General features: G+C 62.4%; 15 protein-coding genes. 6 read left to right on the top strand and 9 right to left on the bottom strand.

Features of this window, described 5'->3' with window-relative positions:
- The 6 genes from J2858_RS14975 to J2858_RS15000 form a co-directional block, all read right to left on the bottom strand.
- A complete protein-coding gene (locus J2858_RS14975; RefSeq protein ID WP_348635494.1) occupies window positions 1–879 on the bottom strand; it encodes an alpha/beta fold hydrolase in 879 nt (292 codons plus the stop codon).
- Between the two features lie 163 nt (window positions 880–1042).
- Window positions 1043–1663: a hypothetical protein gene (locus J2858_RS14980; RefSeq protein ID WP_210105598.1), complete on the bottom strand. Its 621-nt coding sequence runs from the start codon at window positions 1661–1663 to the stop codon at window positions 1043–1045.
- A gap of 111 nt (window positions 1664–1774) precedes the next feature.
- Window positions 1775–1900, bottom strand: a complete 126-nt coding sequence (ykgO, locus tag J2858_RS14985; RefSeq protein ID WP_062279996.1) for a type B 50S ribosomal protein L36 — start codon at window positions 1898–1900, stop codon at window positions 1775–1777.
- A gap of 146 nt (window positions 1901–2046) precedes the next feature.
- Window positions 2047–3105 (bottom strand): 5-(carboxyamino)imidazole ribonucleotide synthase, encoded by a 1059-nt coding sequence (locus J2858_RS14990; protein WP_210105599.1) that lies wholly within the window; start codon window positions 3103–3105, stop codon window positions 2047–2049.
- Window positions 3102–3569 (bottom strand): 5-(carboxyamino)imidazole ribonucleotide mutase, encoded by a 468-nt coding sequence (gene purE / locus J2858_RS14995; RefSeq protein ID WP_210105672.1) that lies wholly within the window; start codon window positions 3567–3569, stop codon window positions 3102–3104. Before purE ends, J2858_RS14990 begins: the two co-directional genes overlap by 4 nt.
- Before the next feature lie 50 nt (window positions 3570–3619).
- Entirely contained in the window at window positions 3620–3823 is a 204-nt protein-coding gene (locus tag J2858_RS15000) for a YdcH family protein (protein ID WP_210105600.1), read from the bottom strand.
- Between the two features lie 376 nt (window positions 3824–4199).
- Here J2858_RS15000 and J2858_RS15005 point away from each other — a divergent pair, with 376 nt between their 5' ends.
- Window positions 4200–4376 carry a YdcH family protein gene (locus J2858_RS15005; protein ID WP_210105601.1) on the top strand — a complete coding sequence of 59 codons (177 nt, stop codon included), beginning with the start codon at window positions 4200–4202 and terminating at the stop codon, window positions 4374–4376.
- Window positions 4377–4543: 167 nt separating this feature from the next.
- Here the strand turns inward: J2858_RS15005 and J2858_RS15010 are convergent, their stop codons facing one another.
- Together J2858_RS15010 and J2858_RS15015 are read right to left on the bottom strand one after the other, a co-directional pair.
- On the bottom strand, window positions 4544–4804 hold the full coding sequence (locus J2858_RS15010) for an ArsR/SmtB family transcription factor (RefSeq protein ID WP_210105602.1): 261 nt from the start codon (window positions 4802–4804) through the stop codon (window positions 4544–4546).
- A gap of 85 nt (window positions 4805–4889) precedes the next feature.
- On the bottom strand, window positions 4890–5666 hold the full coding sequence (locus J2858_RS15015) for a sulfite exporter TauE/SafE family protein (protein ID WP_210105603.1): 777 nt from the start codon (window positions 5664–5666) through the stop codon (window positions 4890–4892).
- A 197-nt stretch (window positions 5667–5863) separates the two neighbouring features.
- Between J2858_RS15015 and J2858_RS15020 the strand changes: the two genes are divergently transcribed.
- The 5 genes from J2858_RS15020 (at window position 5864) to J2858_RS15040 (ending at window position 10879) form a co-directional block, all read left to right on the top strand.
- Window positions 5864–6517, top strand: coding sequence for a thiamine phosphate synthase (locus J2858_RS15020; RefSeq protein WP_210105604.1), 654 nt, complete (start codon window positions 5864–5866; stop codon window positions 6515–6517).
- Window positions 6518–6525: 8 nt separating this feature from the next.
- Window positions 6526–7683, top strand: a complete 1158-nt coding sequence (locus J2858_RS15025; protein ID WP_210105605.1) for a tetratricopeptide repeat protein — start codon at window positions 6526–6528, stop codon at window positions 7681–7683.
- Between the two features lie 177 nt (window positions 7684–7860).
- Window positions 7861–8661 (top strand): inositol monophosphatase family protein, encoded by an 801-nt coding sequence (locus J2858_RS15030; RefSeq protein ID WP_210105606.1) that lies wholly within the window; start codon window positions 7861–7863, stop codon window positions 8659–8661.
- A 139-nt stretch (window positions 8662–8800) separates the two neighbouring features.
- Complete coding sequence (locus tag J2858_RS15035; RefSeq protein WP_210105607.1) at window positions 8801–9844, top strand: flagellar motor protein MotA; 1044 nt, start codon at window positions 8801–8803, stop codon at window positions 9842–9844.
- A gap of 3 nt (window positions 9845–9847) precedes the next feature.
- Entirely contained in the window at window positions 9848–10879 is a 1032-nt protein-coding gene (locus J2858_RS15040) for a peptidoglycan -binding protein (RefSeq protein WP_210105608.1), read from the top strand.
- A 33-nt stretch (window positions 10880–10912) separates the two neighbouring features.
- Here J2858_RS15040 and J2858_RS15045 read toward each other — a convergent pair whose 3' ends face one another.
- Window positions 10913–11884, bottom strand: a complete 972-nt coding sequence (locus tag J2858_RS15045) for a Bug family tripartite tricarboxylate transporter substrate binding protein (protein ID WP_210105609.1) — start codon at window positions 11882–11884, stop codon at window positions 10913–10915.
- Window positions 11885–12000 lie beyond the last annotated feature (116 nt).

Below are 12000 nucleotides of genomic sequence, written 5' to 3' on the forward strand. Positions count from 1 at the left end.
TTACGGTCTGCTCTGCGCGGCTGCGGCATTTTCAACGGCAATACGCTGCTCATCCGCCCGCGCGATGGCTTGCAGGTCGCGGTCCTTGCCTGACAGTTTTTCGATGGCGGCTATGACAAGATCGGTCACGACATAATCCGGCTTGTGACCAAGGCCTTTGACCCAGACAAGTTCGGAGTGCTCGAGATCGCGCTTGAGGCCGGTCGAGTGGATATCGGCAAGCACAATGGGGTCGCTGTCGCCGGTGATGATCACCGCCGGGCTTTTTATCTCTGTGTAGCGCGGCGCAATGCGGCGCACGTAGGAGAGCAGGTTTGCGACGTCCTTGGCATTGTTGCGGAATGTCTGCGGCCGCAGCACAAGGGCAGGGGCGCCTTCTTCCAGGTATCGCTCACGGCGCTGGTTTGGACGGAAAACCGACCGGGTGGCGGGGTCGAGCATGATCATACCAGCCGGCATCACCAGCGTGTGGCTGAACAGCCAGCCGATGACGGGCATGGCCGTCAGCCGGTAATGCCAGTCGATGCCGCCCGGCCAGGGGTGTGTGGCGGCCGAGAGAAACACCGTCCCGATCACCTTGTCGGGGTGATTGAGCGCAAAGCTCGCGGCGATCGCGCCGCCGAAGGAATGGGCAACGATGATCGCCTGGCCGATGCCGCGCTTTTCCATGAGGCGCGCAATGGCATCCGCCTGGCCATCGGGAAAATCGTTTTCCGCGCCGCCGCGCTCGGAATAGCCATGGCCGGGGCGATCGACGAACAGCAGTTCGGCGCGGCCCTGAAGGGGGGCGCGGAAGGCCGCCTCCTGGTCGCGCAGATTGCCGCTGGCGCCGTGGATGAAGACGATGGGCGACAGGTCCGGATCGGCGCCCTGCGGCACGGTGAGCGCGTTGAGACGATAGCCGCCAATATCGGTGAGCGTGCCCTCATTGGGGAACTGCCGCTCGATCCGGGCCGATTCGTAGGCTGTAAAGCCGAAGGCTGCGGCGCAGAGTGCGGCGATAAAGACAAGGAAGACCAGGAGATAGGACAGGGGCTGCGCCTCAGGTGCGGCTGCCGGCGAGCTTTTCGGAGAGCTTTTGCATGTTCTCCTGGGCGTCGCGATCGGCGGGATAGATCGCGAGATAGCGCTCCCAGGCCTTCAGGGCAAGCGCGTCCTCGCCCGAATCGGTGAGGATCGTGGCCATGCCGGCAATGGCTGGGAAGTAGCGCGGCTCCTGCTTCAGCACCTGATTGATATCGGCCATCGATTTGCGCAGGTCGCCCATCGTGTAATGAAGTGTCGCGCGCCGGTTCCAGGCTTCCGCATAATCCGGTTGCAGCACGGTCACCTGATCGAGGAAATCCAGGGCCGCGCTGTTGTTCTTGTCGGTCGCGGCCTTGGAGGCCCATTGCATCAGAAGATCGATGGTGGCGCTGCCGGACTGGTGCCAGTTTGCGGCAATCTGCTGGGCGATGCTGCGGGCCTTGTCGGCATCACGCTCGCGTTTCAGGGCGTCAAACAGGGTTTGCTGTGTGGCCTGGGGGGAAGGGGCCGGCGAGGCTTCACGGACTACAGGTTTGGCGCTCCCGGTGCCGGAAGGTGCACTCTCGCGCGCCAGCGCGGGGGGCAAGGCTGCAAGGCTGGTCAGGAGAATCGCAAGGGGCAAACGGAAAAAGCGCATGCAGATAAGGTAATCCGCATGCGCTCTAGTGGAAACCGAAATTTCGAAGCTTTTCGAGAAAGTGATCTTCAGGAGCCGGCGATAACAAGATCATGCCGGTTCGACCGTCGATCAGCCCTGACGAGCCTTGAAACGCGGGTTAGCCTTGTTGATGATGTAAACGCGTCCCTTGCGGCGAACCAGACGGTTATCGCGGTGACGGGCCTTAAGCGCTTTGAGCGAGTTCTTGATCTTCATTGTTCTGATCCGCGGTATCGAGGGCGCTTGGGCCACTCATGTCTCTGACAATCAAAGGGCGCCATGGGCACCCCCTTTAGGATGGGAGGCTGATACAGGTTCACCACCTGCCTGTCAACCGCGCCTGCCTTTTCGGCCAAGGCATTTCACCGCAAAAGCTGTGTGACATGGCCCATTTTGCGGCCCGGCCGCGCCTCGCTCTTGCCGTAGAGATGAACGAGCACGTCAGGCTTTGCCAGCCATGCGGGCACGTCGTCCATGTCGTCGCCGATGAGGTTGGTCATCACGCAATCGGAATGGCGGGCCGGATCGCCGAGCGAAAGCCCCATCACGGCGCGGATATGCTGTTCGAACTGCGAGACCACGCAGGCCGCCTCCGTCCAATGTCCGGAATTGTGAACGCGCGGTGCGATCTCGTTGGCAATCAAGGCCCCGTCCGGCATCACGAAGAATTCCATGCCGATGACGCCGACATAATCGAGCGCCGAGAGCAGCCGTTCGGCAGCTGTTCTGGCCATCTCCTGCGTTTCGGCAGTGATTCTCGCCGGAAGCGTGGAGGTATGGAGAATGCCGTTGCGGTGGACATTTTCGGCCACGTCGAAGCTTTTCACCGTGCCGTCGATGGCGCGGGCGGCAATGACGGACACTTCGCGTTCGAAGGCCACGAAACTTTCGAGAATCAGCGGCACGCCGCCCATGGCGGCAAAGACGCCGTCGGCGCTGTCGCCGGGGCCGCGAAACACGCGCTGACCCTTGCCGTCATAACCCATGCGGCGTGTCTTCAGCACGCCTTGGCCGCCGAAATCGGCAAGTGCGGCGACAAGATCCTCATCGCTGTCGACCGCGTGAAAACGCGCGGTCTTGATGCCGCAGCCATTGAGGAAGCGCTTCTCCGTCAGCCGGTCCTGCGCCACGTCGAGCGCCTTTGCCGGCGGATAGACCGGCCGGGATGCCGAAAGATGCGTGGCCGCCGAGACGGGCACGTTTTCGAATTCATAGGTGATGACGTCGCAGGCGGCGGCCAGTTCATCAAGGGCAGCCCGATCGTCATAGGCGGCAACGATCTGGCGGTTGGCCACCTGCGCTGCCGGACAATCCGGTTGCGGCTCGAGGATGACGGTCTTGAAATTCAGCCGGGCGGCGGCCATCGCCAGCATGCGGCCAAGCTGGCCGCCGCCGATGATGCCAAGGGTTTTGAGCGTCATGGCGCCTCGTCGATGGGATAGTCTGCAATGGCGGCCGTCTGGCGGGCGCGGTAATCGTCCAGCCGGTCGGCCAGGTCGTCGTCGGAAAGGGCAAGCACGGCAGCTGCGAGGAGCGCCGCATTGACAGCACCGGCGCGGCCGATGGCAAGCGTTCCAACCGGAATGCCGGCCGGCATCTGCACGATGGAATAAAGGCTGTCGAGGCCCGACATCGCCTTCGACTGAACCGGAACGCCGAACACCGGAAGCGGTGTGAGGGCTGCCACCATGCCCGGCAGGTGGGCCGCACCGCCGGCGCCGGCGATGATGATCTGGAACCCTTCCGCGCGTGCCCCTTGTGCAAAGGCCACCATGCGTTCGGGTGTGCGATGGGCAGAGACGATGCGCGCCTCATAGCCGACATCGAGAGCATCCAGCGTATCGGCGGCGTTCTTCATGGTTTCCCAGTCCGACTGGCTTCCCATGATGATGGCAACGGGCGGTCTCTCTTGCGGCACGCTTACATCCTCTGTCGTCACGCGATGATGTCTGGAATGATCTGGTCTTCGAGCTGCGTCATCTTGTCCTTGATGGCGAGCTTCTTCTTCTTCATGCGCTGGATACGCAGCGCCTCGCAGCCTGTCTGGATCATGGCGTTGATGGCGGCGTCATAGTCTTCGTGTTCCTGACGCAGCCGCGCCAGCGTCAGCCTGATATCCGCCTGTTCCTGATCGGCCATGGATCCCGTGTCCCCTTGTCTTCATTCCGGTCTTTGTCTCGCCGGGGAATGCCCGCAAGCTCCTACCATCAAACCTTCAGAACGACTAGAGCGATGGGCGGCAAATCTCGGCCCCCATTCGAGCCAGAGACGCGCCGATTAATCAACGGCAAATGTCGCATTGGGTAAACGCTTCCCCCTGTTTCGATGCGGGGCAGGCTAAGAGAAGAATTTTCCAAGCATTTATTAGCCCTTAAACACATGCACCGATTTGCCGCGGAGATGTCACGATTTCGCCTTCGACAAAGCACTCCGATCGTGTCACAATTCCTTCGCAAACCTGAAGCCACGGCCCCATGGAGGGCCGATGGCAGGCAAAAAGGGAAGGACGTGCCACATGACCATACAGGCTCATATCGCATCGCTCGAAAAGAAGCATGGTGCTCTTGAGGAGGAGCTCCAGGCTGTTCTTGCGTCCCCATCCTCTGATGACAAGGATATTGCCGACCTGAAGCGCCGCAAGCTGCGCATCAAGGACCAAATGGAGCGGCTGAGGACCGACACGCGACACTGATCTTTCGACGAGAGCCTATGAGTTCTTGCATGCGTTACTGATCAAGACCAGCCGCCGCCCGCTCCAGGCCACAGGCCATACGAGGCGGCGGTTTTATTTGCAAAAGACCCGCGATGAGGGTCGCAACCGGTGTTTTTGGCAGCCCGACGCCCCGTCACAACAATCTCTCAGGACCAGAACTGATCGAGCCAAAGGTTGAGCTTTTGGAAGCCCTTGCTGTTCAAGGCGTAGATCCGCTTCGTGCCCTCCGCCGTGACGGTGACGAGGTTGCTGTCGAGCAGCGCCTTCAGGTGCTGAGACACGGCGGGCCGGCTGATCGGCAGGCCTTCCGCCAGCTGGTTGACGGTGCGCGGGGCACGCCTCAGCTCCTCCAGCAAGTAACGCCGGTTCGGGTCAGCAATAGCAGCGAAAGGATCAATCGTCGTCATGCATTGCAACTTACGCGACACAGTGTAGCCCGGCAAGACTATTCTTGTGCATCGCAGCATCGAAGATGATTTTTAGTATGATTTTTTAATGGGGCAGCACATCCCACAGTAGTTTCAGCGCCGCGATAAGCCCGAGGCCATAGGCCAGCGGGTAAAATACCTCCGGCTTCAGTCGCCGCACGATCACCGCGCCGGCCATGGTGGCAACAAGGGCGACCGGCAGCAGTGTCATCGAAATCGACAGGTTCTTCGTATCAAGCGCGCCGAGCGCCACATAGGGTATGACCTTGATGGCATTGACGAGGGCGAAAAAGCGCACGCTGGCGCCCGTATAGGCCTTCGGATCGAGCCTGAGCGGCAGCGCATAGATCTGGAAGGGCGGGCCGCCGGCATGGGCAACGAAGCTGCCATAACCGCACAAGGTGCCCCAGAACAGCGCGGGGCCCGTGCGGTGGCCGGCCGGCGGCGGAAGTTCGCCCTTGGCCGGACCATAGACCTGGTAGAAATAGCGCAAGGCAAACAGGATCATCGACACGGCGATGACGAAGCGCAGCACATCCGGCGGCACATAGGCAGAGGTTGCCCAGCCGAGCGCAACGCCCACCATGCCCCCGGGCAGGAAGGCCAGAAGCAGTTTTCGGTCGTTATGTTTGCGCCAGGCGTAAAGCGCCACGATGTCCATGACGATGAGGATCGGCAGGAAGATGGCGGCGGCATCCACCGGGCTCACCACCAGCGCCATCAGCGGCACGCCGATCAGCGCAAAGGCGCCGCCAAGGCCGCCCTTGGAGAGGCCGACCAGCGCCACGGCTGGGATGGCGGCGGCAAAAAAGGTGAGACTGGGAAGGTCGAAGCCAAGCATGGAGCGCCAGGGGGCCAGCATATGGAGTTGATCGGAAGGCCGGACCGGTCTATCGGACTTAGCACGGGATGACGAGCCCCAAACCGGATCGAGCCTGCATTTTATGACAGGCGGTCCGATCCGGGCCCGGATCCGCAACAGACACCGACATGCCATTGGCCAGATCGCGGCCAGACACCTGCCAGATTGGACACGACATGACACTTTTGGAAGACCGCTGCCGCCTCGTGCTGATCGTGCCGGACGCCGATGACGATGCAGTTCTGTCCGAAAAATTGGCGCATGCGCTGCGCGGTGGCGATGTCGCTTCGGTCATTCTGCCGCAATACGGTCTGGACGAGGTTTCCTTCCAGAAGCGTGCCGAAGGTCTTGTGGCGATCGTGCAGGAAGCGGGCGCCGCAGCCCTGGTTGCCGGCGACAGCCGCGTGGCCGGTCGCGCCAAGGCCGATGGCCTGCATATTCTCGGCAAGGTCGAGGAGCTGGCGGAGGCGATCGAGAAATTCACGCCGAAGATGATCGTCGGCGCAGGCGGCGCAAGCGACCGCCACACCGCTCTCGAAGTGGGCGAGGCGCGCCCCGATTACATCTTCTTCGGCAAGCTCGATGGCGACATCAAGCCGGAGGCGCATCCGAAGAACCTGGCGCTTGGCGAATGGTGGGCTTCGATGGTGGAGATCCCCTGCATCGTGATGGGCGGCACCGATATCGCCTCCGTGCTGCAGGTGGCCGAAACCGGTGCCGAATTCGTCGCCCTTCGCTCCGCCGTTTTCGATCACCCGGCGGGCACTGCGGCCGCTATCTCTGAAATCAACGCACTGTTGGACGAAAAAGCGCCACGGTTTGACGCTTGAAGGTCAGCATGCGCCTCAGATCCCGCCTGCTCATCACCGCTCCCGTCATCCTGTCCTGCCTTGCCGGCGGGCAAGAGGGCGTGCAGCCGGCGCTTGCGCAAGGAACCGAGCGCGCGGTGACCCGCCCGGTTCCGTCCGCGGCCGATCCCTTGCGCAAGGTGCCGGCCGATGGCGCTGACGCGACAAAGGACAAGGGTGCGGGTGAGGCCTCCGGCGCGCCGGATGGCGCGTCCGCCACAGCAGGTGATGATCCTTACCCGTCCTCCGGCGTGACGCTTTACCAGCGCATGGGCTCTGATCTGCCCGCCGTTCCACCGGAAAAGCCGTATCACGGCCCGATCGACGAGGCTTATGGCGCCTATCAGCGTGGCCGTTACATGACCGCCCTCGACAAGGCCCTGCCGCGTGCAGAAGCCGGCGACGCGGCAGCCCAGACGCTGGTCGCGGAAATGATGACCCGCGGGCTCGGCATCGTGCATGACGCGAAGGGTGCTGCCTTCTGGTATGGCGAAGCGGCCAAGCGCGGCGATCCGGCCGCGATGTTCCAGTATGCGCTGCTGCTGATGGAAGGGCGCAATGTGCCGCGCGACAAGGCGAAGGCAGACGATTACATGCGCCGCGCCGCCGAGGCCGGCAATGCATCGGCCCAGTTCAACTGGGGCCAGATCCTGGTGGCCGACAATCCCGGTGAAAAGGGCCTGAAGCTGGCGCTGCCGTTTTACGAGAAATCCGCCGAACAGGGCGTGGCTGACGCGCAATATGCCGTCTCGCAGCTCTATGAGGGGGTAAAAGACATTGCGCCGGAAAAGAAGGCCAAGGCCCGCGAATGGCTGCTGCGCGCCGCGAAGGCCGGCTATGATACGGCCCAGCTCGATGCCGGCATCTGGTTCGTCAACGGTGTCGGAGGCCCGCGCGACTACGAGCAGGGCTTCGAATGGCTGCGGATTGCCGCCACGCGCGGCAATGTGGTGGCGCAGAACAAGCTTGCGCATCTTTACATCTATGCGCTCGGCACCCGCCCCAACCCGGTCGAGGCGGCCAAATGGTATGTGCTGTCGCGCCGCGCCGGCCTTGCCGATCCGGTTCTTGAGGATTTTTACCTCGGCATCAATGAGGATCAGCAGAAACAGGCGATCGACGCGGCCAACCGTTTTCGCCGCGGCTGAGCCTTCGCCGGGGTGGCCGGTATTCACCCTAATGCCACCGATTGCGGCCTTATCCGGTCGCGTGACTTGAATTGTGCCTGCTTTTGTGGTTCTGAACGCGCCTATTCATGAAAGTTCAGATCGACGTTCGTTCCTGTTCGACAGGGACACCCGCCCTATACCCGCAAGGATCCCCCAATGGCTCGTTCAGCCCTTCTCAATGTCATGGTTCAGTCCGCCATCAAGGCCGGTAAGTCTTTGTCGCGTGATTTCGGCGAAGTGCAGAACCTCCAGGTCTCGGTGAAGGGCCCGGGCGATTTCGTTTCCCAGGCGGATCTGAAGGCTGAGAAGATCGTCCACGACGAGTTGATGAAGGCACGTCCCACCTATGGCTTCCTCGGCGAGGAAGGCGAGGAAGAGAAGGGCACGGACGGCGCGCATCGCTGGATTGTCGATCCGCTCGACGGCACGACGAATTTTCTGCATGGCATTCCGCAGTTCGCCGTCTCCATCGCATTGGAGCGCAATGGTGAAGTGGTGGCCGGCGTCATCTTCAATCCGGCAACGGATGAGCTGTTTACGGCTGAAAAGGGCGGCGGCGCCTTCCTGAACGATCGCCGCATCCGCGTCGGCGCACGCCGAGTTCTGTCCGATTGCGTCATCGGCTGCGGTGTTCCGCATCTGGGCCGCGGCAACCACGGCAAGTTCCTGGTGGAACTGCGCCACGTGATGGGCGAAGTGGCCGGTGTGCGCCGCTTTGGCGCCGCCGCGCTCGATCTCGCCTATGTGGCGGCCGGCCGTCTCGACGGTTTCTGGGAAGTCGGTCTTTCCCCGTGGGATATGGCTGCAGGCCTTGTCATCATCCGCGAAGCGGGCGGCTTTGTCAGCGACCTCAAGGGTGGCAACGACATGATGGACGCAGGAACCGTTGTCGCCGGCAATGAGCTGATCCAGAAGCAGCTCGTGGAAGTGACCAACCGTCCCGTGCCCACCCGTTGATCGGGCATTCCTCGCTTCTGCGGTGAATGAAGGGTAAAAGCCTTGGGGCTTGCGACGATTTCCGAGTGGCCATCACTTCAATTCGTCTTATTTTTGCACTAGCCTCCGCCGCGTTGTAAAGCGAAAGAGGCAGCGGCACATGGCGAACGAGACCCTTGGGGATGTGAACGGTTCAGAGCTGGCACCCCGTCCACAGGCCTACAAGCTGTCCAATCCGGTGCCCTTCCTTTGGACGATGATGATCTTCCTGATCATCGTCGGCTTCATCGCCGCCATCCTCTACCGGCAGGCGCATGCCGCCTTCATGACCAATCCGGGCCTGAATGGCCTGATCGTCGGGGTTCTGGCGATCGGTATCCTGCTGATCTTCCTGCAGGTTGCGAGCCTTATCCCGGAAGTGCGCTGGTTCAACTCGTTCCGCGCCGCCGGCAGCGCTGATCGCGTCGGGCGCGATCCACGGCTTCTGGCGCCGATGCGCTCGCTTCTCGGGCGCAGCCAGCGGCTGGCGCTGTCGACCAACATGCTGCGCTCCATTCTTGATTCGATCGGAACCCGGCTCGACGAATCGCGCGACATCTCGCGTTATCTGATCGGCCTTCTGGTCTTTCTCGGCCTGCTTGGCACCTTCTGGGGCCTCATCGGCACGATCGGCTCGATCAGCGAGGTTATCCGCGGGCTCGATCCGAGCTCCGGCAACAACAACGATATCCTGTCGGCGCTGAAGACCGGGTTGACAGCGCCGCTGTCCGGCATGGGCACGGCGTTTTCCTCGTCGCTGCTGGGTCTCTCCGGCTCGCTGATCCTCGGGTTCCTCGATCTCCAGGCCGGCCGCGCCCAAAACCGTTTTTACACCGAGCTGGAAAACTGGCTCTCCTCCGTCACGGAAGTGAGCGCGGAATTGCCGGTGGCAAGTGCTGCGACCGTCGATGGCGCGGGCGAAGACCTGCGGCGTGTGGCTGAGCAGCTGCGCAAGCTGATCGCCTCCCAGTCGAAAACCGAAGCCGCGCAGAACGAGCGTTCGCTTGCCGCGATGAACAGCCTTGCCGAAGGCATCCAGGGGCTGGTCAAGAACATGCGCAACGAACAGCAGATGCTGCGTGACTGGATCGAGGCGCAGCAGGAGGAATCGAAGGCCATGCGCCGCACGCTCGACCGCCTGTCCGACAAGATCGGGGGGAAGTAAGCGATGGCGCTCGGCCGCAACCGCCGGCGCGAACGCGGCGTCGATTACTGGCCAGGCTTCGTCGACGCGCTGTCGACGCTGCTTCTGGCCATCATGTTCCTGCTCACCGTCTTCGTGCTCGCCCAGTTCATTCTGGGCCGCGAGATTTCCGGTCGCGACACGGTTCTGAACCAGCTCAACAGCCAGATTGCCGAGCTGACCCAGCTTCTGGCTCTGGAAAAAAGCGGCAAGCAGGATGCCGAGGACACGCTTGCCAACCTGCAGGCCTCGCTGACGCAATCGGAAACCGAACGGTCCCGCTTGCAGGCGCTTCTGGACCGCGGTGCCGGCTCCAGCGATGCGGCGAATGCGAGGGTCGGCGCGCTGACCGAACAGCTGTCGCAGGAACAGCAGGCCAGCGCCCGGGCCATGAGCCAGGTGGAACTGCTCAACCAGCAGATCGCCGCCCTTCGCGCCCAGATCGCCGCTGTCGAACAGGCGCTTCAGGCGTCTGAAGCCAAGGACCAGTCGTCGCAGGCGCGCATTTCCGATCTTGGACGACGCCTCAACGTCGCGCTTGCCCAGCGCGTGCAGGAGTTGAACCGCTACCGCTCCGACTTCTTCGGACGCTTGCGCGAAATCCTCTCGGACCGCCAGAACATCCGCATTGTCGGCGACCGCTTCGTCTTCCAGTCGGAAGTGCTGTTTCCGGTCGGCGGCGCCGATCTCGATGATGCCGGCCGCGCCGAGATGGACAAGCTTGCGACTGCCATCCTTGAACTGGCGCAGGAAATCCCGCCGGAAATCAACTGGGTGCTGCGCGTCGATGGCCATACCGACAATGCACCGCTCTCCGGCGCCGGCCGTTACCGCGACAACTGGGAGCTTTCGTCTGCCCGCGCCACATCGGTGGTCAAATATTTGATTTCCCGGGGCGTTGCGGCAAACCGACTGGTAGCCGCAGGCTTTGGGCAGTATCAGCCGATTGCCGAGGGAGACACGCCGGAAGTGCGTTCGCAGAACCGGCGCATCGAGCTGAAGCTGACGGAACGGTAATCCGCGCCGTCAGCCTCGAGCGGGTTGCCGGGATCAATCCATCTGCACGTTGGCGTTCTTGACGACAGGCGTCCATTTGGCGATCTCGTCCTTCACATGCGCGGCCAGCGCTTCCGGCGAGGAGGCGACGATGGTGGCACTGAATTCCTTCATGCGTTCCGCCACCGCCGGATCTGCCATCGCCACCTTGGCGGCAGCATTCAGCCGGGCGACAACCGGCTGCGGCGTCTTGGCCGGCGCAAACAGCGCGTTCCAGGTGTAGGTCTCGTAGCCCGGAATGCCGGATTCGGCGATGGTCGGGACATCCGGGAAGGATGGCGCACGTTGCGGCGTGGTGACGGCCAGCGCCCGGAGCGTGCCGGCCTTGATATGGCCGGAGGAGGAGGGCAGGTTGTCGAACATGATCGGCACCTGATTGGCGATGACATCGTTGAGCGCCGGGCCGGAGCCCTTGTAGGGCACATGCTGCATGCTGACGCCGGCCATGCTCTTGAACAATTCACCCGACAGATGCAACGGCGTGCCATTGCCGGACGATGCATAGGCATATTTGTCCGGATCGGCCTTCAGGAGCGCCAGCAATTCCGGAACCGTCTTTACCGGCAATTGCGGATTGACCACCAGAACGTTCGGCACGACGACGAGAAGCGAAACCGGCGCGAAATCCTTCTCTGCATCATAGGGCTTCTGCTTGAGGATCAGCGGATTGAGCGCATGGGTGGCAACGGTGCCCATCAGGATCGTATAGCCATCCGGCTGTGCGGTCGCGACGTTTCCGGCCCCGAGACTGCCACCGGCGCCGGCGACATTCTGCACGATGACCTGCTGGCCAAGATCGGTGGACATGCGCTGCGCAATGATGCGTGCCACGACATCGGTGGACCCGCCCGCCGCAAAGGGCACGACGAGCGTTATCATGCGATCGGGAAATTCCGCCCGGGCAGAGCCGGCGGCAAGCAGCCCGGCAAAGACGGCGGCTGCGGCAATCGATTTCAACAGTGACATGGAAACTCCTCCCAGAGATGACGACATGTTGCCATCTCACAATGGAGGGAAAAGGTGTCGCGCACAATGTTCCCGTGAGGGGCATGTGCGGGGGGGAGCGCCGCCCGCAATGTCCG

Source organism: Neorhizobium galegae, assembly GCF_017877135.1.
GTDB lineage: Bacteria > Pseudomonadota > Alphaproteobacteria > Rhizobiales > Rhizobiaceae > Neorhizobium > Neorhizobium galegae_A.